Annotated in this window: 23 protein-coding genes; 17 read left to right on the top strand and 6 right to left on the bottom strand. The window is 74.5% G+C overall.

Going from position 1 to position 23,223, the window contains the following annotated elements; genetic code table 11:
- The first annotated feature begins 118 nt into the window (after positions 1–118).
- From BM242_RS07420 to BM242_RS07430, 3 genes are all read left to right on the top strand, one after another.
- Complete coding sequence (locus BM242_RS07420; RefSeq protein WP_093838241.1) at positions 119–706, top strand: DUF5998 family protein; 588 nt, start codon at positions 119–121, stop codon at positions 704–706.
- 32 nt (positions 707–738) lie between these two features.
- Entirely contained in the window at positions 739–1,899 is a 1,161-nt protein-coding gene (locus BM242_RS07425) for an alkaline phosphatase family protein (protein ID WP_093837900.1), read from the top strand.
- Between the two features lie 138 nt (positions 1,900–2,037).
- Complete coding sequence (locus tag BM242_RS07430; RefSeq protein ID WP_093837901.1) at positions 2,038–2,796, top strand: thymidine kinase; 759 nt, start codon at positions 2,038–2,040, stop codon at positions 2,794–2,796.
- Positions 2,797–2,822: 26 nt separating this feature from the next.
- On the opposite strand, the gene BM242_RS07435 is transcribed toward BM242_RS07430, so the two are convergent.
- Positions 2,823–3,611 (bottom strand): VOC family protein, encoded by a 789-nt coding sequence (locus BM242_RS07435; RefSeq protein ID WP_093837902.1) that lies wholly within the window; start codon positions 3,609–3,611, stop codon positions 2,823–2,825.
- Positions 3,612–3,794: 183 nt separating this feature from the next.
- On the opposite strand from BM242_RS07435, the gene BM242_RS07440 reads away from it, so the two are divergent.
- Positions 3,795–4,637 (top strand): sulfurtransferase, encoded by an 843-nt coding sequence (locus BM242_RS07440; protein WP_093837903.1) that lies wholly within the window; start codon positions 3,795–3,797, stop codon positions 4,635–4,637.
- Positions 4,638–4,720: 83 nt separating this feature from the next.
- Here the strand turns inward: BM242_RS07440 and sepH are convergent, their stop codons facing one another.
- Complete coding sequence (sepH, locus tag BM242_RS07445) at positions 4,721–5,785, bottom strand: septation protein SepH (protein WP_093837904.1); 1,065 nt, start codon at positions 5,783–5,785, stop codon at positions 4,721–4,723.
- A 497-nt stretch (positions 5,786–6,282) separates the two neighbouring features.
- On the opposite strand from sepH, the gene BM242_RS07450 reads away from it, so the two are divergent.
- Together BM242_RS07450 and BM242_RS07455 are read left to right on the top strand one after the other, a co-directional pair.
- Positions 6,283–7,446 (top strand): ferrochelatase, encoded by a 1,164-nt coding sequence (locus BM242_RS07450; RefSeq protein ID WP_093837905.1) that lies wholly within the window; start codon positions 6,283–6,285, stop codon positions 7,444–7,446.
- 101 nt (positions 7,447–7,547) lie between these two features.
- On the top strand, positions 7,548–8,399 hold the full coding sequence (locus tag BM242_RS07455; protein WP_217652398.1) for an inositol monophosphatase family protein: 852 nt from the start codon (positions 7,548–7,550) through the stop codon (positions 8,397–8,399).
- Positions 8,400–8,561: 162 nt separating this feature from the next.
- Here BM242_RS07455 and BM242_RS07460 read toward each other — a convergent pair whose 3' ends face one another.
- Positions 8,562–8,744, bottom strand: a complete 183-nt coding sequence (locus tag BM242_RS07460; protein WP_093837906.1) for a hypothetical protein — start codon at positions 8,742–8,744, stop codon at positions 8,562–8,564.
- 310 nt (positions 8,745–9,054) lie between these two features.
- On the opposite strand from BM242_RS07460, the gene BM242_RS07465 reads away from it, so the two are divergent.
- From BM242_RS07465 to BM242_RS07475, 3 genes are all read left to right on the top strand, one after another.
- Positions 9,055–9,708: a response regulator transcription factor gene (locus tag BM242_RS07465; protein ID WP_093837907.1), complete on the top strand. Its 654-nt coding sequence runs from the start codon at positions 9,055–9,057 to the stop codon at positions 9,706–9,708.
- A gap of 129 nt (positions 9,709–9,837) precedes the next feature.
- Positions 9,838–11,112 carry a sensor histidine kinase gene (locus BM242_RS07470; RefSeq protein WP_093837908.1) on the top strand — a complete coding sequence of 425 codons (1,275 nt, stop codon included), beginning with the start codon at positions 9,838–9,840 and terminating at the stop codon, positions 11,110–11,112.
- 313 nt (positions 11,113–11,425) lie between these two features.
- Positions 11,426–11,725, top strand: coding sequence for a DUF4193 domain-containing protein (locus BM242_RS07475; protein ID WP_093837909.1), 300 nt, complete (start codon positions 11,426–11,428; stop codon positions 11,723–11,725).
- A gap of 94 nt (positions 11,726–11,819) precedes the next feature.
- On the opposite strand, the gene BM242_RS07480 is transcribed toward BM242_RS07475, so the two are convergent.
- Positions 11,820–12,389: a DUF3093 domain-containing protein gene (locus tag BM242_RS07480; protein WP_093837910.1), complete on the bottom strand. Its 570-nt coding sequence runs from the start codon at positions 12,387–12,389 to the stop codon at positions 11,820–11,822.
- A gap of 131 nt (positions 12,390–12,520) precedes the next feature.
- Between BM242_RS07480 and dut the strand changes: the two genes are divergently transcribed.
- From dut to BM242_RS07500, 4 genes are all read left to right on the top strand, one after another.
- Positions 12,521–13,024 carry a dUTP diphosphatase gene (gene dut, locus BM242_RS07485; protein ID WP_093837911.1) on the top strand — a complete coding sequence of 168 codons (504 nt, stop codon included), beginning with the start codon at positions 12,521–12,523 and terminating at the stop codon, positions 13,022–13,024.
- A gap of 1 nt (position 13,025) precedes the next feature.
- Entirely contained in the window at positions 13,026–13,787 is a 762-nt protein-coding gene (locus tag BM242_RS07490; RefSeq protein ID WP_093837912.1) for a DUF3710 domain-containing protein, read from the top strand.
- An 85-nt stretch (positions 13,788–13,872) separates the two neighbouring features.
- Positions 13,873–14,274 (top strand): OB-fold nucleic acid binding domain-containing protein, encoded by a 402-nt coding sequence (locus BM242_RS07495; RefSeq protein WP_093837913.1) that lies wholly within the window; start codon positions 13,873–13,875, stop codon positions 14,272–14,274.
- A gap of 3 nt (positions 14,275–14,277) precedes the next feature.
- Entirely contained in the window at positions 14,278–15,066 is a 789-nt protein-coding gene (locus BM242_RS07500; protein ID WP_093837914.1) for a DUF3159 domain-containing protein, read from the top strand.
- On the opposite strand, the gene BM242_RS07505 is transcribed toward BM242_RS07500, so the two are convergent.
- Positions 15,063–15,743 carry a potassium channel family protein gene (locus BM242_RS07505; RefSeq protein ID WP_093837915.1) on the bottom strand — a complete coding sequence of 227 codons (681 nt, stop codon included), beginning with the start codon at positions 15,741–15,743 and terminating at the stop codon, positions 15,063–15,065. The genes BM242_RS07500 and BM242_RS07505 overlap by 4 nt on opposite strands.
- Positions 15,740–16,411 carry a potassium channel family protein gene (locus BM242_RS07510; protein ID WP_093837916.1) on the bottom strand — a complete coding sequence of 224 codons (672 nt, stop codon included), beginning with the start codon at positions 16,409–16,411 and terminating at the stop codon, positions 15,740–15,742. Before BM242_RS07510 ends, BM242_RS07505 begins: the two co-directional genes overlap by 4 nt.
- 287 nt (positions 16,412–16,698) lie before the next feature.
- On the opposite strand from BM242_RS07510, the gene BM242_RS07515 reads away from it, so the two are divergent.
- The 4 genes from BM242_RS07515 (at position 16,699) to BM242_RS07535 (ending at position 23,129) form a co-directional block, all read left to right on the top strand.
- On the top strand, positions 16,699–18,075 hold the full coding sequence (locus tag BM242_RS07515; protein WP_093837917.1) for a class I SAM-dependent RNA methyltransferase: 1,377 nt from the start codon (positions 16,699–16,701) through the stop codon (positions 18,073–18,075).
- Positions 18,076–18,479: 404 nt separating this feature from the next.
- Entirely contained in the window at positions 18,480–20,669 is a 2,190-nt protein-coding gene (locus tag BM242_RS07520; protein ID WP_139238287.1) for an AfsR/SARP family transcriptional regulator, read from the top strand.
- Positions 20,670–20,776: 107 nt separating this feature from the next.
- Positions 20,777–21,829: an AraC-like ligand-binding domain-containing protein gene (locus BM242_RS29260; protein WP_107365096.1), complete on the top strand. Its 1,053-nt coding sequence runs from the start codon at positions 20,777–20,779 to the stop codon at positions 21,827–21,829.
- A 376-nt stretch (positions 21,830–22,205) separates the two neighbouring features.
- The gene (locus BM242_RS07535; RefSeq protein WP_093837919.1) at positions 22,206–23,129 is read left to right on the top strand and encodes an LLM class F420-dependent oxidoreductase; all 924 of its coding nucleotides are present in this window, start codon (positions 22,206–22,208) and stop codon (positions 23,127–23,129) included.
- The last annotated feature ends 94 nt before the right edge of the window (positions 23,130–23,223 follow it).

Genomic DNA, 23,223 nt, shown 5'->3' on the forward strand with positions numbered 1-23,223 from the left:
CGGGCCCGGACCCCCGGCCGCCCGCCCGTGCGCAGGGGCGCGGAGGCCGGTTCGAAGAGGTGTGCGGGCCCTGAGGAGGCCGACCTGAGGGGGCACCCCAGCCCTTAGGATGGAGCCCATGGCGAAGACCGGTACCACGACCCAGGGCCTGCGCGCGGCCATCGAGCGCAGCGGCTACTACCCGGCACTCGTCGCCGAGGCGGTGGAGACGGCCGTGGGCCGCGAGGCGGTGGTGTCCTACCTGGTGCAGCAGGAGACGACCTTCGACAACAACGAGGTCCGCCGCCATGTGACGGTCCTGGTGCTGACCCCCACCCGGTTCATCGCCAGCCACACCGACGAACAGCCCGCGGACAGCTCCTCGCCCGCTCCCTACGCGGCGAGCTCCACCGAGTCCGTCAAGCTCTCCCGGATCTCGTCGGTGATGCTCCGCCGGGTGGTCGCCGATCCCGAGGCGTACACCCCCGGTACCCCGCCGCACGAGGTGGTGCTCACCATCGGCTGGGGCACCCTCTCCCGCATCGACCTGGAACCCGCGAGCTGCGGCGACCCCAACTGCGACGCCGACCACGGCTACACCGGCTCCACCACCGCCGAGGACATCTCCCTGCGCATCAGTGAGGCCGGCGACGGCCCCGAGACCGTCCGCCAGACTCTGGCCTTCGCCCAGGCCCTCTCCGAGGCGACAGCGGTGACCGACCGGTGAGCCGCCACCCGGCCGCCGCGGAGCCGGGGGCGATGGAGCCCCTGCCGCTCGATCCGCGCGGCGCGCCCGTGCCCCGCTACGGCAGTGGCTCGCTGGCCGATCTGCTGCCCGCCGTCGCCGCCGGAATGGGCGTGCCCGTGGGCCACGGCGGTCCGGGCCCGCTGCTTCCCGAGCCCGCCGACCGGGTCTGTGTCCTCCTCGTCGACGGGCTCGGCTGGGAGCAGCTCCGCGCCCATGCCGAGCTGGCCCCCTTCCTCAGCTCGCTGCTGCCCGGTTCCGCCCCGCTCACCGCGGGATTCCCGGCCACCACCGCGGCCTCGCTGGCCTCGGTCGGCTGCGGACTGCCGCCCGGGGTGCACGGGCTGGCGGGGTACAAGGTGCGCGATCCGGCCACCGGCGGACTGATGAACCAGCTCCGGTGGGACCCGTACACCGATCCGCACCTCTGGCAGCCCTACCCGACCGTCTTCCAGCAGGCGCACTCCGCCGGTGTGGCGGTCAGCCAGGTCTCCGCGCCGGGTTTCGAGCACACGCCCCTGACCCGGATCGCGCTCAGCGGCGGCAGCTTCCTGGGCCGTACCGACGCCGGTGAACGGATGGACCTCGCCGCGCAGCGGCTGGCGGCCGGCGACCGCGCCCTGGTCTACACCTACTACGCCGAGCTGGACGGCGCGGGCCACCGCTACGGCATCGCGTCGCCCGAGTGGCGCGGCCGGCTCCGCACCGTCGACGGGCTGGCCCAGCGCCTGGCCGAACAGCTCCCGCGCCGCTCCCTGCTCTGCATCACGGCCGACCACGGCATGGTGGACGTACCGCAGAGCCCGGAGGCGCGCTGGGACTTCGACACCGACTGGGAGCTGCGCGCCGGTGTCGCCCTGCTGGGCGGCGAGGGCCGGGCCCGCCATGTCTACGCGGTGCCGGGAGCCGCCGCCGATGTGCATGCGGTGTGGAGCGAGGTGCTGGCCGGCTCGGCCTGGGTGGCCACCCGGGAGGAGGCGGTCGAGCTGGGCTGGTTCGGTCCCGTGGTGGAGCCCCGGGTGCTGCCGCGGATCGGCGATGTGGTGGTCGCCATGACCGGCGACGCGGCCATCGTGGCGAGCACCACCGAGCCCAACGAGTCCGCCCTGATCGGCATGCACGGCTCCATGACCACCGCGGAGCAGCTCGTTCCGCTGCTCCGGGTGCACGGCTGAGCCCGGTCGGGGCGCCGGACCCGGGAACCGTCCGGGGAACCGCGCCCCGGAAGCCGGCGCCCGCCCCGGCCCGGGCCCCCGCAGGACGACCCCCGAGACCCCGAGACCCGAGACCCGAGACCTTGAGAAAGCTGTCGCGTGGCCGAACTCGTCTTCTTCACCGGAACCATGGACTGCGGCAAGAGCACCCTGGCGCTGCAGATCCAGCACAACCGCTCGGCGCGGGGCCTGAAGGGCCTGATCTTCACCCGTAACGACCGGGCGGGGGAGGGGCGGCTCTCCTCCCGCCTGGGCCTGGTCACCGACGCCGTGGAGGCGGGTGACGCCTTCGACTTCCATGCCTACCTGGTCAAGTACCTCACCGGCGGCGGCCGGGCCGATTATGTGATCGCCGACGAGGCGCAGTTCCTCACCCCCGGGCAGGTCGACCAGCTGGCCCGGGTGGTGGACGACCTGGGCATCGACGTCTTCGCCTTCGGCATCACCACCGACTTCCGCACCAAGCTCTTTCCCGGCTCGCAGCGGCTCCTCGAACTCGCCGACCGGGTGCAGACCCTCCAGGTGGAGGCGCTGTGCTGGTGCGGCGCCCGGGCCACGCACAACGCCCGCACCCTGGACGGCCGGATGGTGGTCGAGGGCGCCCAGGTGGTGGTCGGCGACGTCGGGGACGCCGCCGGTGCCGGTGGTGCCGCTGGTGCCGGTGGTGCGGGCAACGCCGCGGGACGGGCGGACGGCGGCCCGGGGCGGGTCGGCTACGAGGTGCTGTGCCGCCGCCACCACCGGCGCCGGCTGACCGCCGCCGCGGCCGGGGCCGCCGTGCTCTCCCCGGACGTGCTGCCGCTGGACCACGGCCCGGCGGGCATCCCCGCCCAGCCCGGGCACGGCCGCCCCGCCTGACCGTCCCGCCCGACCGCCCCGCGGCATCAGGCGGCGGGCGGCGGCTCCTCCAGAGCGGCGAACGGCGTGCCCTCCGGGTCGCTGATCACCGCCATCCTGCCGAACGGGGTCCGCCGCACCTCCCCGGTCAGCCGGCCGCCCAGCTCCGGCACCCGGCCGGTCACCCGGTCCAGATCGGTCACCGAGAAGTAGACCAGCCAGTGCGAGCCGCGGTCGTGCGGCACCGCCCGCGGCCCCACCCCGTGGATGCCGGCCACCGGCCGCCCGGAGTGGTGCAGGGTCAGATAGTCCAGGCTCGGCAGCCTGGGCTCCGGCCGCGGGTCGTAGTCGAAGACCACCGCGTAGAACTTGCTGACCGCCGAGGACTCCGGCGTGATCAGCTCCATCCACACCGGTACCCCGGGCAGCGCCGCGAACCGGCAGCCCGGGTGCTCGCCGGGCTGGAAGACGCCGAACACCGCGCCGACCGTGTCGGCGGCGATCGCCATCCGGCCGGAGTGCGCCACATCCATCGGGCCGATCGCCAGGGTGCCGCCGCACTCCCGGATCATGTCGCAGGTGGCGTCCGCGTCGGCGGCGGTGATGTACGGCAGCCAGGTCGCCGGCCGGCCCAGCCGCTCGGCGCGGCCGGCCAGGCCGGCCACCGGGTGCCCGCCCAGCACGGCCCTGGCATACGGGCTGAGCTGCTCCGGGCCCGCCCGGTACGTCCAGCCGAACAGCTCGCCGTAGAAGCGCTGGGCAACGGGCAGATCGTGCACCAGCAGGCTCGCCCAGCAGGGGGCACCGGGGCCGGGCGGGTTCCAGGACTCGGTCATCGTCGCCTCTCCTCGGAACGTGCGACGGCGGACGCGGACGGGAACGGGTGGGGATACGGGGCTGTACCGCCGCCGCCGTGCGCAGCCGATGGTCGCATCCCCCGGCACGGCCTCACCCCGGGCCGCGCCGGAAAACCGCGCGATCCGTGCGGGTGCCACCGGACGGGCGACCACAATGGCCCCATGGCAGCCATCATCTCCGCATCCGAACTTCTGAGCGAGTTGGCGGCGTCCGCGGGGACGCCGGAACGCCGGCCGGTCCTGCTGGACGTGCGCTGGCAGCTCGGCGGCCCACCCGGTGAGCGGGAGTACCGCGCCGGGCATCTCCCCGGCGCCGTCTACATCGACCTGGACACCGTGCTCGCCGCGCCGCCCGGCCCCGGTGGCCGGCACCCGCTGCCCGAGCCCGGGGCCTTCGGGGCGGCCATGCGCCTGGCCGGCGTCCGGCACGACCGCCCGGTGGTCACCTACGACGGCGGCCAGGGCTGGGGCGCGGCCCGGGCCTGGTGGCTGCTGCGCTGGGCCGGGCACCGGCAGGTGCGGGTCCTGGACGGCGGCCTGGCCGCCTGGACCGGCGAGCTCACCGAGGAGGTCCCCGTTCCCGAGCCGGGCGACTTCCGGCCCCGGCCCGGCGCACTGCCGCTGCTCGACGCGGAGGGCGCCGCCGGGCTGGCCCGCGACGGCCTGCTGCTGGACGCCCGCGCGGCCGAGCGCTACCGGGGCGAGACGGAGCCGGTCGACCCGGTGGCCGGACACATCCCCGGCGCGGTCTGTGCCCCGACCACCGAGAACACCGGGCCGGACGGCCGCCTCCGCCCGGCGGCGGAGCTGGCCCGCCGCTTCGCGGCGCTGGGCGCCGGGCCGGACACCCCGGTCGGCGTCTACTGCGGCTCGGGCGTCTCCGCGGCCCACGAGGTGCTGGCGCTGGCGGTGGCGGGCATCGACGCCGCGCTCTACGCCGGCTCCTGGAGCGAATGGTGCGCCGACCCCGACCGCCCGGTCGCCACCGGCCCCCACCCCGGCTGAGCCCGCACTGCCCGGCTCGGCACACGGCGGGCCGCGTCGGCCCCGGGCCCGCACGGCCCGGGCCTGCGGCCCGCCGTGAGCCGTCAGTCCTTCTTCTTGCGGCGGGTGCCGAAGACGATCTCGTCCCAGCTCGGCACGGCGGCCCGGCGGCCGGGGCGGACGCCGTCCGCCTCCGCCTGCTTGTCGGTGGTGCCGACCAGGCGGTCCCGGTGGCCGGAGACCGCGCGCGGCATCAGCACGTCCGCGTACGCCGAGCCGGCGCTGGCGGCCGGGCGCTGCTGCTCGGCCGGCGGCTCCGGCGCCGCCGCGGCCGGCGGTTCGCCGGTGCCCGGTCCCTCGGCCGCCGGAGCGGGCTGCGGGCCCGGTACCACCAGATCGCCCCGGAAGTTCGGCACCGCCTCCAGCAGGCTGGTCAGCGAGTCGCCGTCGTCGGCCGGGGAACGGCTCCCGGCGGTCGCGGCCGGGCGGCCCCGGCCGCCGCCGTCCCGCTCGCCGTCCCGTGGCAGCCGGGCGATCCGCGGCACGAACGGCGTGCTGGGCTGCTCCGGGGTGTCGTCGGTGTCGCCGATCAGCGACCGCGCCTCGTCGTCCACCGGCTGCACCAGCCGGCGCGGCGGGTCGTAGGACCAGCTCGCCGAATGCGTCTCGCCCGCGACCCGGTAGACCAGCAGCACCTCCCAGGTGCCGTCGTCGCGCCGCCAGGAGTCCCAGCGCACCGTGTCCCGGTCCGCGCCGCGCACCAGCAGCCGTTCGGCCACCGCCTCGCCGAGCTGCGGACCGGTCGTCTCGCCGGGACGCCGCACCGGGGTGTTCCGGGCCCGCTCGGCCATGAAGGCCCGCTCGGCCAGTACCGGCCCCTCGAAGCGGCGCACCCGCTCCACCGGGATGCCGGCCGCCTGGGCGACCTCGTCGGCCGTGGCCCCGGCTCGTATCCGGGCCTGGATGTCGCGCGGGCGCAGAATCGACTCTGCCTCGATCTGGCCCATCCGCGCCCGGTCGTTGCGCACCGCGGCGCGCAGCCGCTCGTCGATGGGAAGCGTGTATTCCGCATTGTCGGCACCCTTGAGCACCAGCCGTGTGCCGTCGTTGCTGACGGCCACGACACGCAATTCGGGCATGAGGACCTCCCGGGTGCCTGCCGACGTCACCTGCGTTGCTGCTCCCGCTAGACGAGTGTGGCCTGCCCGGGTGCAGCCCGCCACAACCTTGCCGACTTACCCCGGCGTGTCGAGCCTCGGCCCTCGCTCACCGTTATGGCAGGGTAGCCAATTCGCCACTTTCGGTGATCGACGCGGCTTGCTTCGCACACTTCAGGGCAGACGGGGGTCGAGGCCAGGACTCGCCACACTACTCCATTGGGGCCAACCCGGGGCGGTTGCCGCCAGGATCACCCATTCTTGTGGCTTCTTGTGGCGCCCGTCCGGGGAGTCCGGTGCCTCTCGTTCTTCACCTGTTGGAGTGATCACCCGCCCGGAAATGGCGAAAGCGGAACGTTTGCCGCGCGACTGAGGTAAGTCACTGGGACAGAAGAATACGCCCGAGTGGACCTCGCTCGCTTGACGCAGCGTCAGGTAAAAAGTCGGTATAGCGCCCGACGCGCCCGGCCCCCGGTCCGGGTGACAGTGGGCGGTGCGAGGATGGCGGCATGTCGCACACCCCGGCGCCGGCCGCACGGACCGGCTCCCACCCCACCGATCCGACCCCGTACGACGCCCTGCTGCTGCTCTCCTTCGGCGGCCCGGAGGGCCCCGAGGACGTGGTGCCCTTCCTGGAGAACGTCACCCGCGGCCGGGGGATCCCGCGCGAACGGCTGGAGGAGGTCGGCCGGCACTACTACCTCTTCGGCGGCGTCAGCCCGATCAACGGGCAGAACCGCCGGCTGCTGGCCGCGCTGCGGGAGGACTTCGCCGCGCAGGGCCTGGCGCTCCCGGTCCACTGGGGCAACCGCAACTGGGCCCCCTATCTGACCGACACCCTGCGGGAGATGACGCGGGCCGGCCACCGGCGCGTCCTCGCCGTGGTCACCAGCGCCTACTCCTCCTACTCCGGCTGCCGCCAGTACCGCGAGGATCTGGCCGAGGCGCTGGCCGCGCTCACCGGCGAGGGGCTCACCCCGCCCCGGGTGGACAAGCTGCGCGTCTACTTCAACCACCCCGGGTTCCTCGGCCCGATGACGGACGGCGTGCTGGCCGCCCTGGAGCGGCTGCCCGAGGCCGTGCGCGACCGGGCCGAGCTGGTCTTCACCACCCATTCCCTGCCCACCGCCGCCGCCGATGTCTCCGGACCGCCCGGCTCCCACGGCGGCCCCGGCGGCGCCTATGCGGCCCAGCACCTGGACGCGGCGCGGTACATCGCCGATGCGGTGCGGGAGGCCACCGGCGTGGAGCGGCCCTGGCAGCTCGTCTACCAGTCGCGCAGCGGCGCCCCGCACATCCCCTGGCTGGAGCCGGACGTCTGCGACCACCTGGAGGAGCTGCACGCCCGGGGGGCCGGGGCCGTGGTGATGATCCCGGTCGGCTTCGTCTCCGACCACATGGAGGTCCGCTACGACCTGGACACCGAGGCGATGGCGGTGGCGGAGAAGCTGGGCCTGCCGGCCGTCCGCTCCGCCACCGTGGGGGACGATCCCCGGTTCGTGGCCGCGCTGCGCGACCTGGTGCTGGAACGGGCCGCCACGGAGCGCGGCGAGCGCCCCGAGCGCTGCGCCCTGGGCGCCCTCGGCCCGGGCCACGACCTCTGCCCGGCGGGCTGCTGCCCCGGCCGCGCCGCGAAACCCGCGGCGGCGGGCGCCGACAGCCCGTTCGCCTGACCGGCCGGGTCCGGACGGGCAGCACAGGCGGGCGGCGGCCGTCCTCGACGGTGAGGGCGGGCAGCCGCCCGCGACGAGTCACATGCGAGGAGCACCACCACGTGTCCCAGTCACCGAATCACCCCGGCCGTCCCGATCCGGACGAACTGCTGGCGCTCGCGCTGGAGGCGGCACGCCGGGCCGGCGAGCTGCTGCGCGACGGCCGCCCCGCCGACCTCGGGGTGACCGCCACCAAGTCAAGCCCGATCGACGTGGTCACCGAGATGGACGTCGCCGCCGAGAAGCTGATCACCGGCTTTCTCGCCGAGCACCGCCCTCAGGACGCGGTGCTCGGCGAGGAGAGCGGCGACAGCCGGGGCCGCAGCGGGATCCGCTGGGTCATCGACCCGCTGGACGGCACCGTCAACTACCTCTACGGCCTGCCCGGCTGGGCCGTGTCCATCGCCGCCGAGGCGGACGGCGAGACGGTCGCCGGGGTGGTGGCCGTGCCGATGCGCGGCGAGACCTTCCGCGCGGTGCGCGGCGGCGGTGCCTACCGGCGGGGCGGCATCGGCGCGGCGGCTGCCGAGGACTGGCAGCGGCTGCGCTGCCGCCCCTCGCCGCCGCTGTCCCAGGCCCTGATCGGCACGGGTTTCAACTACGTCACCGAGGTGCGGGCCGGCCAGGCCGAGGTGGTCCGCAAGCTGCTGCCGCTGGTGCGGGACATCCGCCGGGGCGGGGCCGCCGCGGTCGATCTGTGCGATCTGGCGGCCGGCCGGCTGGACGGCTTCTACGAGCGCGGGCTGCATCCCTGGGATCTGGCCGCCGGGGAGCTGATCGCCCGGGAGGCGGGCGCCCGCAGCGGCGGCCGGCCGGGCCGGCCGGCCGGGCGGGAGCTGTCCGTGCTGGCCGGCCCCGGAGTCTTCGCCGAGCTGCAGCCGCTGCTGGAGGAGTGGGGCGCCTGGCACGACTGACCGGACGGTCACCGGATCCCGGCCGCCCGTGGGCGCCGGTGCCGGACCGGGCCGGACCGGGCCGGACAGGGCTGTGCCCCCGGAGTGTGGGGCTCCGGGGGCACAGCCGACGCGATGACGGATGGTGCGGGTGCTCCGCTGATCCGGTCAGGGCCGATCCGGTCAGGCGGACGCCGCGCCGCACGGGGTGACGTGCACTCCGTGCTCGGCGGCGATCCGGCGCAGATCCTCCAGCTCGGACTGCTCGACATCGATGCCGTAGACATCGCCGGCCTCGCGAGCGCGGTGCAGATTGGACTCGGTGTTACGGATGCGCTGCATGATGCCTGCGGTGAACGCGTCCAAGGTGCGCCCCCTCGTCCAGGGTCGGCGGCACTCGGGGTGCCGGTGGGTGCGGGATGCGATCACAATGAGCCCGTGGACGGTCGGCAGCGGCCGGTGGCTTGCCGCCTACAAGGGGTGATCGCGTGGGTTGCAGGGCTCCTCCCCGGGAAGACCGGAGCGGAAACCTCCGGCCCCGAAAAATCCGCGACGGAAGTTCTTAACCTCGTGATTACGCGAGGACACGGCAGGATGGAGCGGGCGGTTCCCCGTCCGGCCGCGGAGCGCGTGTGCCCCCGCCGATCCCCCGCAGATGTCCCGGAAAGGAACTGACGTGCGCGTACTGGTCGTGGAGGACGAGCAGTTGCTCGCCGACGCGGTCGCCACCGGCCTGCGCCGGGAGGCGATGGCGGTGGATGTGGTGTACGACGGAGCCGCGGCCCAGGAGCGCATCGACGTCAACGACTACGACGTGGTGGTGCTGGACCGCGACCTGCCCCTGGTGCACGGGGACGAGGTGTGCCGCCACATCGTCGAGCTCGGCGCGCCCACCCGGGTGCTGATGCTCACCGCCTCCGGCGATGTCAGCGACCGGGTGGAGGGCCTGGAGCTGGGGGCCGACGACTATCTGCCCAAGCCCTTCGCCTTCAGCGAACTGATCGCCCGGGTGCGGGCGCTCGGGCGGCGGGCCACGCCCGCGCTGCCCCCGGTGCTGGAACGGGCCGGCATCAAGCTCGACCCCAACCGCCGCCAGGTCTTCCGGGACGGCCGGGAGGTGCATCTGGCGCCCAAGGAGTTCGCCGTGCTTGAGGTGCTGATGCGCGGCGCGGGCACCGTCGTCTCGGCGGAGCATCTGCTGGAGAAGGCGTGGGACGAGAACACCGATCCCTTCACCAATGTGGTGCGGGTCACCGTGATGACGCTGCGCCGCAAGCTCGGCGAACCGCCGGTGATCACCACCGTGCCCGGCGCGGGCTACCGCATCTGACCCCCGCCCCCTCGGCCGCCCCGACATGACATTGCTCACACGGAACACCCGGATCACACCGATCACGCCTATCACACTGATCACATCGGTCACACCGATCACACCCATCACACGGATGACACGGACGCCATGACAGCCGCCGCCCCGCCGCCGGTCCCTCCGGCGGTACCGCCGCCGCCCGCCGCCCCGCCCCGGCCGTCCCGCGAGCCGCGCGACACCGAGCACACGCGTCCCTGGCTGCGCCCCACCATCCGCATCCGCCTCACCCTGCTCTACGGCGGAATGTTCCTGATGGCCGGCATCGTGCTGCTGGCCATCATCTATCTGCTCGCCGCCGACGCCCTGCACGCCGGCAGCGGCGTCCCGTTCCACTTCGCCAGCGACGCCAAGGTCAAGATCACCTCCGAGGTCTGCCCGGTGATCGAGAACCTGGAGGTGGATGCCGCCTTCTTCCGTCAGTGGTACGCCGACTGCCTGGACCTCCAGCGCACCGTCGCCCTGGACCACCTGCTGCGCCGCTCCCTGCTGGCGCTGATCGGGCTGGCCGTGGCCGCCTTCGCCCTCGGCTATGTGATGGCCGGCCGGGTACTGGCCCCGCTGGGCCGCATCACCCGCACCGCGCGCCGGGTGGCCGGCTCCGACCTGCACCGCCGGATCGAGCTGGACGGCCCGGACGACGAGCTCAAGGAGCTGGCCGACACCTTCGACGAGATGCTGGACCGGCTGGACCGCGCCTTCACCGCCCAGCAGCGCTTCGTCGCCAACGCCTCCCACGAGCTGCGCACCCCGCTGGCCATCAACCGCACCCTGCTGGAGGTGCAGCTCGCCGATCCGCAGGCCTCGCCCGAGGTGACCCAGCTCGGCCGGACCCTGCTGGCCACCAACGAGCGCAGCGAGCAGCTGGTGGAGGGCCTGCTGCTGCTCGCCCGCAGCGAGAACGCCGTGGTCGACCGCAAGCAGGTGGATCTCGCCGAGGTGGCCGACCGGGCGGTGGAGCAGGTGCGGGCCGAGGCCGAGGCGGCCGGGGTGCGGCTGCACGGCGAGCGGCATCCCGCCCAGGTGCTGGGCAACGGTGTGCTGCTGGAGCGGGTGGCCCTCAATCTGGTGCAGAACGCCGTACGCTACAACGTGCCGGAAGACGGCTGGGTGCGGGTCGGGACCGAGGCGCGGCCGGGCCAGGCCGTCCTGGTGGTGGAGAACACCGGTCCGGTGGTACCCGCCTATGAGATCGACAATATGTTCGAGCCGTTCCGGCGGCTGCGCGGCAGGCGCACCGGCAGCGACAAGGGAGTCGGTCTCGGGCTGTCCATCGTGCGCTCGGTGGTCCGGGCCCACGGGGGTACCGTGACCGCCGAACCCCGCAAGGACGGGGGGCTGACGATGCGGGTCTTTCTCCCGGTCTGAGATGATGTTTCTCCCGGTCGGCAGCCGCCGCTCCGGCGCTCCCGGTCATGTCGCATCGTGCCTCGCCAGATGTGATCAATGGCACACGCGATGCCCGGGGCGCCCTCGGGGCAACCCGCTGAGCAGGCCCGTTGTCGCGGCGTTGGCCGACCGGAAGTCCCGAGGAGCACCTCATTCGGCGTCCGGTTGGGTGTCGATTGAGTAACAGGGCTTGAAGTGAGGCAAAATCTCCGCCTCGAACCGGGCACAAGACCGGGCTCTCATGCGTTACGTGCGCTGGAGATATCGCAGACACCCACAGGGGGAGTGACACATGGCCACCGACTACGACACACCACGCAAGACCGACGATGATGTCAACGAGGACAGCATCGAGGAACTCAAGGCCCGGCGCCACGACAAGAGCACGTCCAGCGTCGACGTCGACGAGTTCGAGCAGGCCGAGGGGCTGGAACTGCCCGGCGCCGACCTTTCCAACGAGGAGCTGTCGGTCCGGGTGCTGCCCCGGCAGGAGGACGAGTTCACCTGCATGAGCTGCTTCCTGGTGCACCACCGCTCGCAGCTCGCGGCCGAGAAGAACGGCCAGCCGATCTGCCGCGACTGCGCGGCGTGATCGCTTCCCGGGAAGGGCGACGGGCGGGACCGCGGGGGTCTCGCCCGGACGATGAGCGATCTCCGGCCCGGCACGGCCGGCTCGCCCGGTCCGGTCAGACCGCCGGGCCTTCCGCGGACCGGCCGGCCGAAGAATGCGCGGTGAGCACCGCGGCCAGCCGCACCGGCTGCCGCGTGGACAGATACAGATACGGCGTGGGATCGTCCGGGTCGGTCACCTCGACCCGGACCGCCGTACGCACATAGCCGCGCAGCAGCATGAACGCCCGGGCGTCCGCCCGGTGCGTGCGCCAGGCCAGCGCCTCGCCGGCGTCCAGCGCCCGGGCCCCGCCCAGCGCCGCCAGCGGAATCCTGGCCGGCCCGGCGAGCAGCCATTCCCCGGCGACCCGGATCCGCGCCGAACCGTAGGTGTTCAGTGCCACGGCCGCGACCGCCGCGCCGGCGGCGGCCCCCGCCAGCACCGGCACCGGGCCCAGCGGCACCAGGCTCACCCCCAGCAGGGCCACGGCCAGCGCCGCCATCAGCCACCACCCCGCGGGGACGGTCAGCCGCTCCTCGTACCCGGAGTACCCGGAGTACCCGGAGTGACCGGACTGTCCGGACCCCGTGCCGCCCGCCGGGACCGCCCCGCCTTCCCGGCCCCGCCGCTCTTCCTGCTCGCTCATGGATCCAGCATCGCAGGCCTGCCGCGAGGTCCCGCGCACGGCGGTAGGGTCAGCACCGTGAGAGCCGATCCCGTCAGCCGCCGCCCCGCCGCCGGTTCCGTCCGGCGCCCGCTTCCCCCGGAGGAGAGCCGATGAGCGGCGTTCCCGGCGTCCCCGGCGTCCCCGTGGACGTCCTGCTGCGGCGTATCGATCCCGAGGTGCCGGTGCCCGTCCGGGCGCACCCCGGTGACGCCGGATACGACCTGGTGACCACCGAGGCGGCCGAGCTGGCGCCCGGCCGCCGCGCCGTGCTGCCCACCGGCATCTCCCTCGCGCTGCCGGACGGTTACGCGGCCTTTGTGCACCCGCGCTCGGGCCTGGCCGCGCGCTGCGGAGTCGCTCTCGTCAACTCCCCGGGGACGGTCGATGCCGGGTACCGTGGAGAGATCAAGGTCATCGTGATCAATCTCGACCCGGAGGAGAGCGTGCGCTTCGAGCGGTACGACCGCGTCGCCCAGTTGGTCGTCCAGCGGGTGGAGGCGGTCCGTTTCCACGAGGTCGCGGAACTGCCGGGGTCGGCACGCGCCGACGGGGGCTTCGGCTCCAGCGGAGGCCATGCCGGCGCGCACCACTCCTACGCCCTGAAAGGACAGTGACGTGTTCGGACGTCGCCGCAAGCGGACTGAACAGCCCGATGGGGCCGTCGAGCCCACCGCGCCGGAGGCCCCGGACGAGGCCGAGCTGCGCCGGGTCAAGCTGGAACCGGCTCCCCGCCCGGAGGGCCCCTGGGACGTGTCGGAACTGACCAGGCCGGGGGAGGGCCGGGTCGATCTCGGCGGGCTCTTCATCCCCGGTGTGCCGGGGATGGAACTGCGGGTGGAGGTGGCCGGCGAGGCGATCGTGGCCGCCACCATCGTGCTCAAGGACAGCGCCATCCAGCTCCAGGGGTTCGCCGCGCCCAAGCGGCACGGCATCTGGGGTGAGGTCCGCGAGGAGATCGCGGGCGGCATCACCCAGCAGGGCGGCATCACCGATGTGGTGGAGGGCCCGCTCGGCTGGGAGCTGCGCGCCCAGGTGCCGGTGAAGCTGCCGGACGGCAAGCGCGGCATGCAGGTGGTGCGCTTCGTCGGGGTGGACGGCCCGCGCTGGTTCCTGCGCGGGGTGATCTCCGGCCAGGGCGCGGTCCAGCCGGAGCGCGCCGGGCTGCTGGAGCAGATCTTCAAGGACACGGTGGTGGTGCGCGGCGAGGGTCCGATGGCGCCGCGCGACCCGATCACCCTCAAGCTTCCGGAGGACGCCAAGATGGTGCCGCAGGGCGCGCAGCGGCAGGCCGCCGCGCCCGGTACCGCCGCGCCGTCCCGCTTCTCCGGCGGTGCCGACCCGCTCCGCCGCGGCCCCGAGATCTCCGAGGTCCGCTGACACCGGCCCGGTGCGGCGGCGCCCGGCCCATGAGGGCCGGCCCGCACCGCTCGGCCCGCGGAGGGGGAGCGGATACGCTGAAGGAATGACGGAGGAGAGCGCGGGCGGGCGGCGCGGCCGGCGGCTGTGGAAGCTGCTGGGCCTCACCGGGAACCGCCCGTCCCCGGCCGGCGCCGACGTGCCGGTGCCCGAGCAGGCCTGTACGCGCATCCGGGAGTGCCGGGAGGGGGCCGACGGGCGTCCGGTGGTCACGGTGAGCGGTAGGCTGCGTGCGGTCAGTCAACGCACCGTCGGCGGGCTCCCGGCGCTGGAGGCCGAGCTGGACGACGGTTCGGGCATCCTGGAAGTGGTGTGGCTGGGACGCCACTCCATCACCGGCATCGAGCCCGGCCGTACGCTGACCGCCTCCGGCCGGTTCTCCGTGTCCCAGGGGCGCCCGGTGCTGTTCAATCCCCGATACGAGCTACGACCTCTCGGAACGGAGTAGCGGGTGACCTCACTCGACAAGCAGGCCGCCGATCCGGCCGGCGCCGGCCGGATCGCTCCGCAGGTGGCCCCCCAGGAGGCCGACGAGGCGGCGACCAAGGCCGCGTTCTTCGAGGCGTTCGGCGGGGTCCGCGGCATGGTGGAGACCACCCTGCCCGGCCTGGTCTTCATCCTGAGCTACACCCTCGACCGCGACATCCGGCTCTCCGCCTTTCTGGCGCTGGGCATCACCGGCCTGATGTTCGTCGCCCGGCTGATCCAGCGCGGACCGACCAAGCACGCCTTCGGCGGCGTCTTCGGCGTGGTGATCGGCGCGGTCTTCGCGATGATGACCGGCGACGCCAAGAACTTCTACCTGCCCGGCATGCTCTACACACTGGGGCTGGGCGTCGCCTATGTGGTCACCTCGGCCTGCGGCGTGCCGCTGCTCGGCCTGATCCTGGGCCCGGTGTTCAAGGAGAACCTCTCCTGGCGCACCCGCAACCCCGGCCGCAAGCGGGCGTATGTCAAGGCCAGCTATGTCTGGGGCGGCATCCTGCTGGCCAAGTCGGCGATCACCTTCCCCATCTACTTCTGGGGCGACGCCACCCAGCTCGGCTGGCTCCGGGTGGCGCTGGGTGTGCCGCCGTTCCTGCTGGCCGTCTACATCACCTGGGTGCTGCTGATGAAGGCGCCGCCGCCGATCAATGTCATCGCCGAGATGGAGGCCGAGGAAGCCGCCGAACGGCAGGCCGCGGAGCGTGAGGCGGCGCTGCGGCCGTCCGCCGTCCCCCGGGGCGAATCCGCCGGCTAGCGGCTGCCGGAGCCATTGGTCCGGGGGCTGAGCAGCTCCTGGAGCTGCGGTTCCCGCTCCGGAGCGGCCACGAACAGCAGTTCGTCGCCGCCGCTCAGCACATGGTCCGGGTCCGGGATCAGCACCCGCGAGCCCCGGATGATGGTCACCAGCGCGGTGTTCGGCGGCCAGGCCACGTCCCCGACCCGGGTGCCCACCAGGGTGGCCTCCTCCGGCATGGTCAGCTCCACCAGGCTGGCCTCGCCATGGCTGAAGCGCAGCAGCCGCACCAGGTCGCCGACGCTCACCGCCTCCTCCACCAGCGCCGACATCAGCCGCGGCGTGGACACCGCGACATCCACGCCCCAGGACTCGTTGAACAGCCATTCGTTCTTCGGATGGTTCACCCGGGCCACCACCCGGGGCACCCCGAACTCCGTCTTGGCCAGCAGCGACACCACCAGATTGACCTTGTCGTCGCCGCTGGCGGCGATCACCACCTGGCAGCGCTCCAGCGCCGCCTCGTCCAGGGTGGTGATCTCGCAGGCGTCGGCGAGCAGCCATTCGGCCTCCGGCACCCGTCGCACCGACACCGCGTGCGGCGACTTGTCGATCAGCAGCACCTCGTGACCGTTCTCCAGCAGCTCCCGCGCCACGGAACGGCCCACCGCGCCCGCGCCGACGATGACGACCCTCATCCGCGCATCTCCTCGTCCGGGCCCAGCATGCAGGCCGCCTCCACCTCGCCGACCTGGTCCGTCCGCATGATCACATGCACCAGATCGCCCTCCTGGAGAACGGTGGCGGAAGTGGGCAGCAGGGCTTCGCCCATCCGGGTGAGAAAGGCGACCCGGACGCCGGTGCGCTCCTGGAGCCGGCTCACCCGGTGACCGGTCCAGGAGGAGGCCACGTGCACCTCGGAGAGCTGGACCGCGCCGGTGGGGTCGCGCCACAGCGGTTCGGCGCCGGCCGGCAGCAGCCGGCGCAGCATCTGGTCGGCGGTCCAGCGCACGGTCGCCACCGTCGGGATGCCCAGCCGCTCGTAGACCTCCGCCCGGCGCGGGTCGTAGATCCGGGCCGCCACATTGCGCACCCCGTAGACCTCGCGGGCCGTCCGGGCGGCGATGATGTTGGAGTTGTCGCCGCTGCTGACCGCGGCGAAGGCGCCCGCTTCCGCGATGCCGGCCTCCTCCAGGGTGTCCCGGTCGAAGCCGACACCGGTGACCCGGCGCCCGCCGAACCGCGAGCCGAGGCGGCGGAACGCGGTCGGCTCCTGGTCGATCACGGCGATGGAGTGGCCGCGTTTCTCCAGGGTCTGCGCCAGGGCGGCGCCCACCCGCCCGCAGCCCATGATCACGATGTGCATGGCACCTTCCTCGCCGCACGGACGGAGCACGGGCGACAGCCCAGGGCCACCGCCGTCCATTCTGACCCGCGTCGCCCCGGCGGCCACCGGGGAACGCCGCAGACCGCCACGGTAACCGCTCCCCGCACCCGTCTCGCGCGCCGCCCCCGTACCGGGCCGCCGCGCCGCCGCGCGGGCCGCCGCCGGGCGGCCCGCACGGCGCGGCACGGCGGCGCCTAGACTGGGCCGCTGCTGGTGCGGCCCGGCCGGGCGCACCGGAACCCCCTACCCCCGGGAGCCGCTCCGCCATGTCCACTGACGCCTCCGCCGGTGCCGCGCCGTCCGGTTCCCTGACGGGCGAGGAGTACGAGGTCGAGGTGGGCCCGGTGGCGCACGGCGGACACTGCGTGGCCCGCACCCCCACCGGGCAGGTGGTCTTCGTCCGCCACACCCTGCCCGGCGAACGGGTGATCGTCCGGATCACCGAGGGACACACCGGCTCCCGGCTGCTGCGCGGCGACGCCGTCCGGATCCTGGAGCCCGCCAAGGACCGCATCGAAGCGCCCTGTCCCTTCTCCGGGCCGGGCAAGTGCGGCGGCTGTGACTGGCAGCACGCCAAGCCCGGCGCGCAGCGCCGGCTCAAGGCCGAGGTGCTGACCGAGCAGCTGCGCCGGCTGGCCGGGATGAGCCCGGAGGAGGCCGGCTGGGACGGCACCGTGGAGCCCGCTCCGGGGGACAAGGTGCCGGCCGGACAGGTGCCCGCCTGGCGCACCCGGGTGCAGTACGCGGTGGACCAGGAGGGCCGGGCCGGACTGCGCCGCCACCGCTCGCACGAGGTGCAGCCCGTGGACCACTGTCCGATCGCCGCCGAGGGCGTCAGCGAACTCGGTATCGAGCGGCGCCGCTGGCCGGGGCTGGCCGGTATCGAGGCGATCGCGGCCACCGGATCCGGCGACCGCCAGGTGGTGCTCACCCCGCGCCCCGGCGAGCGGCTGCCGCTGGTGGAACTGGACCGCCCGGTGTCCGTGCTGCGGGTCGCCGAGGACGGCGGGGTGCACCGGGTGCACGGCCGCCCCTTTGTGCGCGAACGCGCCGACAAGCGGACCTGGCGGGTCGGCGGCGGGGGATTCTGGCAGGTGCACCGGGAGGCCGCCGATCTGCTGGTGGACGCCGTGATGCGGGGCCTGCTGCCGCGCCATGGCGAGACGGCGCTCGACCTCTACTGCGGCGCCGGCCTGTTCGCCGGGGCGCTGGCGGACCGGATCGGGGAGAGCGGCGCGGTGCTGGGCATCGAGTCCTCCCGGCGGGCGGCCGAGGACGCCCGGCGCAATCTCGCGGACTTCCCCCGGGTGCGGATCGAACACGGCACGGTGGAGCGGGTGCTGCCCCGCACCGGCATCACCGAGGCCGACCTGGTCGTGCTGGACCCGCCCCGGGCCGGTGCCGGACGCCGCACCGTGGAGCAGGTGGCCGCCCTGGGGCCGCGCCGCATCGCCTATGTGGCCTGCGATCCGGCCGCGCTCGCCCGCGACCTCGGGCACTTCCGCGAGCTGGGTTATGTGCCGCGCTTCCTGCGCGCCTTCGATCTGTTCCCGATGACCCACCACATGGAGTGCCTCGCCGTCCTGCACCCGGCGCAGCGGGGCGCACAGGGCGGCCGGGGTCCGGAGCCGGGCGGGGAATAGCCCTTCCCCCGCCCGGGCGGGCGGCGGGCACGTCCCGGTCCACGGCGTCCCCGCCGGCGGGCCCGTGGCCGCCGGCTCCCGGTGCGGCGGTTCACCTTTCACCGTCCGCTTCCGTGTCCACCGCGCACGGCCTGCGGGAAACCGGCTCCGCGCGGCGCGGCCGGCCCGTACCGGACGGGGCACCTGACAGCGCTTCGGCTCGCGCCTATGCTGGACCGGGGGCGCGGCTGGCAAGTGCGAGGTGCAAGCGAGGGTTTCCGTCGCACCTGTGGTCCCGCCACTCATGGGTGGATTGCGCGTGATAGCCGGTTCACGGCATGTGTTTTGAGGTGGGCGAAGGTCCGTGCGAGGATCGCGGGCCTGAACAAACGGCCGCCGCTGACAATTCGGTTGGGAGTTCCCTTTTGGACATCCGGCTGCTGGGACCGCTCGAACTGCTGGACAAGGGCGTCCGGCTTCCCCTGGCCGGGCCGACGCAGCGCCTGGCCCTGGCCGGGCTGGCCCTGTGCGCGGGACAGACGGTGTCCAGCGACGAGCTGGCGCGTCTGCTGTGCAGCCCCCGCACCGCCGTGCACAGCGCGATGGCACGGCTGCGCCGCGCCCTGCCCGAGGGGGCGGTGGAGACGGTGCCCGGCGGCGGCTACCGGCTGCGGTCCGGCCGCACGGCCGTGGACCTGGCCCGTTTCGAGGACGCGCTGGACCGGTCCCGCGCCCTGGCCGCGGAGCCGGCCGGCCGTGCGGAAGCGGCGGCGGTGCTGGCCCAGGCCCTCACCCTGTGGCGCGGCACCCCGCTGGCCGGGCTGCCGGACGACTCCCCTCTGGTCCGCCGGGAGCGGCCCCGGCTGGTGGATCTGGAGCTCACCGCGCGGGAGGAGTGGTTCGGGCTGAGGCTGGCCCTGGGCGAGCACTCCGTGGTGCTGGACGAACTGACCGACGCGGTACGGCTGCACCCGCTGCGGGAGCGGTTCGCCGTGCATCTGGTGCTGGCGCTGTTCCGCTGCGGGCGGGCCAAGGAGGCGTTGCAGACCGCCCGGGAGGCGCGTCACCGGCTGGGCAGGCCGGCGCGCGAGCTGCGGGAGCTGGCGCGCGCCGTGCGGCACGACGACCCCCGGCTGCTGCTTCCCGGGCCGGACCCGGCCGACGGTGCCGCCGCCGCTGCCGTCCCGCCCGCGTCCCCGCCGCCGGCCGCGCCCGTGCCGGCGCCCGTGCCGGCACCCGCGGCGGACCCCGCACCGCGGGAGCTGCGGTGGCCGCCGCCGGAAGGGGCCGGGGTGCTGCCGCTGCTGGGGATCGCCGATGTGCGCACCTACAGCTCCAGCTCCACCGCGGCGGTGGCCGGCTGCGCTCCCTCGCACGCCTCCCGGGCGCTGGAGCAGCTGGCCGCCGCCGGCGTGACCTCGGTCCGCGGGCCGGGCGTCTTCACCCTCACCGACGCCGGCCGGGAGGCCGCGGTGCGGGAGGCCGCGAAGCTGCCGCCCGAGCAGCACCGCCGCCATCTGGCCGGGCTGGCCTGCTGGTACCTGGGCTCGCTCTACCGGATCAACGTGCCGCTGGCGGTGCCCGGCAACTACCGGGTCCGCTACCACGACGGTGCCGACCGCTTCCCGCAGGGCCGCCTGTTCACCAGCGTGGACGAGGCGCTGCCGTGGGCCGACGCGGTACTGGAGGACGTGCTGTCCCTGGCCGTCCAGCTCTGCGTGCCCGAGTACGACGACGGAACGGAGCTGGCCGGTCGCCCGCTGTCGTCCTTCGCCCTGGAGGCGGTCCGCGCCCTGGAGAGCTATCTGGCCATCCGGCTGCGCTGGCGGGTCCAGCGGCGGCTGAACGAGCTGGTGCTGGCCGTGGCCGAACGCCGGGACGACGTCTTCGCCCGCGCGGTGGCCCTGGGCCAGCTGGGCAAGGTGCACGCGCTGCGCGGCGAGGGCGAGGAGGGCATGGAGCTGCTGCGCCGCAGCGAGGAGCTGTTCCGCTCCGCCGGGCAGCGGCAGGAGGCCGTGGTGGCGCTCTCCAACATGGTGCCCTGCCTGGGGAACAGCGGCCGGATCGCCGAGGCCGCGGAGATGGCCCGCCGGGCCCTGGCGGAGGCCGGGAAGCTGGGCATGGACGACCTCCAGGTCACCATCCAGACCAATCTGGGCCGCTGCCATCTGCATCTGGGCAACCATGCCGAGGCGCGCGGACTGATCACCGAGAGCTATGCCGCGGCCAAGCTGCCCTACGGCCGTACCCACGCGGCCGGGGTGCTGGCCGAGTACCACCTGGCCACCGGGGAGTTCACCGAGGCCGCCCGGTGGGCCGGGCGGGCGCTGGGGCACGCCGCCGAGCAGCCCTTCGACCCCTATCTGGTGGCCAAGCAGCGCACCTGGCTGGCCGCCGCGCTGCGCGGCATGGGCCGGGAGGCGCAGGCCCGGGTGGAGGAGATGCAGGCCGAGGCGCTGCTGGAGGACCTCAACACCCGCGAGCACAGCAGGGTGCGGCCGCTGCCGCCCGGGGTGTCGCTGCGCGGGACGGACGGGGCGGGCGTGCCCGGCGGGGCGGTGCTGGAGGGATTGCACAAGCAGGTGACACCGGCGGCCACGGACGGCGGTTCCTGAGGCCGGCGGGGCGGTGCGGTGCCGTGCCGCGGACCGGCCCCGTGCGGGCGGCCGTCGGCCGTCGTCCGGCGGGCGGCGGGCGGTGCCGGGAGGGGCGAGAGCGCGCAATGGTGGAGACGCTGATCGAGAGCCGGTCCGTGCCGCGGCCGGGCCGGTTCTCCTGGTGGTGCGAGATCACGGGCAATGAGCTGATGCCCACCCGGATCACCAGCGAGGCCGGGGACGACTTCCACGGCACGCTGCGCATCCGGCAGTTCGGCGCGGTCCGGCTCACCTGGCTGCATGTGGGCCAGCTCACCTCGACCCGGACCCCGCGCACCATCCGGCAGGGCGACCCGGAGGAGTTCCCGGTGGTGCTGGCCGTGCGCGGCCGGCAGGGCATCAGCCAGGCCCGCCGGGAGGCGGAGATCCGGCCGGGCGAGCTGATGGTCTTCGACACCTCCCGGCCGTTCGCAAGCTGGGTGGGGCCGGCGGCCGGCAGCCGCACCGGTCTGGTCATCGCGCATATCCCCAAGGCGCTGCTGCCGCTGCCCGCGGACCGGATCGGCCCGCTGGTGGCCGCGCCCCGGCCGCCCGGCGGCGGTCTGCACGCCCTGCTGTCCGACACCCTCGCCCGGCTCGCCCTGGGCCCGTCGGGCGACGACGCCCCGCCCGCCTCCCGGGGCGGCCCGGGGACCGACGGGCCGGCGGCCACGGAGTGGCGGGCGGCGGACGCGGCCCGGCTGGGGAACATCGTGCTGGATCTCACCGCCGCCTGGCTGGCCCACGAGGTGGAGTCGGAGGCGGCGGTGCCGGCCGCGTCGCACCAGGAGGTACTGCTGCTGCGCATCCGCGGCTTCATCCAGCGGCATCTGGGCGACCCCGGGCTGGGCCCGGACATGATCGCCGGTGCCCATCACATCTCCACCCGCTATCTGCACCGGCTGTTCGAGGGGCAGGAGACCACGGTGACCGCGCTGATCCGGCAGGAACGGCTCCGCCGCTGCCGCCGTGACCTGGCGGATCCCGCGCTGCGCGACTCCACCGTGGCGGCGCTGGCCGCCCGCTGGGGCTTTGCGCACGCCGCCGATTTCAGCCGGTCCTTCCGTGCCGCCTACGGCATGCCGCCCTCCGCCTACCGGCGGGCCGCGCTCAGGTCCGGGCCGGACACCGGGCGTTAAGCGCTGTGCGCCGTGCGCCAAGCGCGCGGTGCGCCGAGCGGGCAGAGTGAGGCCACGGTGCCGCCCGTGCCCGAATCGGCGTGGGGATACGGGCGGCCCTTCCGGCCACGGCGGCCGGCGGTGCACGGCGCGCGCGGGGAATCCCTCCGGGGAGCGGGCACGGTGCCGGGGTGCCGCCGCCCGGCCGGAGCTCTTGGGCGCGGGGCCGGCGGGGCCGCCCGGCGCCCGCTGCGGGGCGGGAGGGATGCGGCGGGCTGAGGCCGTATCCCTCCCGCCGGCCGCCGCGCAGCGCGGGCGGGTGGCGCGAGGTGCGGTGGGGCGGCCGTGGTGCGGCCCGCCGTACGGCACCGGCGGGGGAACCGAGCACAATGGCCCCATGGATCTCCGCATTTTCACCGAGCCCCAGCAGGGCGCCGGCTACGACACCCTGCTCGCCGTCGCCAAGGCCACCGAGGAGCTGGGATTCGACGGCTTCTTCCGCTCCGACCACTATCTGCGGATGGGGCCGGGCGATCCCTCCCCGGGCCCCACCGACGCCTGGATCACCCTGGCCGGCATCGCGCGCGAGACCCGCCGGATCCGGCTGGGAACGCTGATGACGGCCGCGACCTTCCGGCTGCCGGGGGTGCTGGCGATCTCCGTGGCACAGGTGGACGCCATGTCCGGCGGGCGGGTGGAACTCGGCCTGGGCGCGGGCTGGTTCGAGGCCGAGCACACCGCCTGGGGCATCCCGTTCCCGGCGGACCGCTTCGCCCGGCTGGAGGAGCAGCTGGCGATCGTCACCGGGCTGTGGGAGACCGGGCCGGGGGAGACCTTCTCCTTCGCCGGTGAGCACTACCGGCTGGACGGCTGCCCCGCGCTGCCGCGGCCGGTGCAGGAGCGGCTGCCGCTGATCATCGGCGGCAAGGGCGCCCGGCGCACGCCCCGGCTGGCGGGACGTTACGCGGACGAGTTCAACATCCCCTTCGAGTCGGCGGAGTTCAGCCGGGAGCAGTTCGGCCGGGTACGGGCGGCGGCCGAGGCCCAGGGGCGGGACCCGGACTCACTGGTGTACTCCAACGCCCTGGTGCTGTGCGCGGGCCGGAACGATGCCGAGGTGGCCCGGCGGGCGGAGGCCATCGGCCGGGAGGTCCCGGAACTGAAGGCCAATGGACTGGCCGGCGGCCCGGACGAGATCGCCGACCGCATCGGCCGCTATGCCGAGGCCGGCTGCGACCGGATCTACCTCCAGGTTCTGGATCTGCACGATCTGGACCACCTGGAGCTGGTGGCCGGCCGGGTCCTGCCGCAGCTTCCCTGACCGCATCCGGCGACGGCCGGGAACGGCCGGGCGACGGCCGGGCGGCGGGAGGCTGGCGGGAAGATGGCGGGAGGACGGCGGGGACAGGGGGACA

The sequence above is a fragment of the Streptomyces aidingensis genome (genome assembly GCF_900112355.1).
GTDB classification, from domain to species: domain Bacteria; phylum Actinomycetota; class Actinomycetes; order Streptomycetales; family Streptomycetaceae; genus Streptomyces; species Streptomyces aidingensis.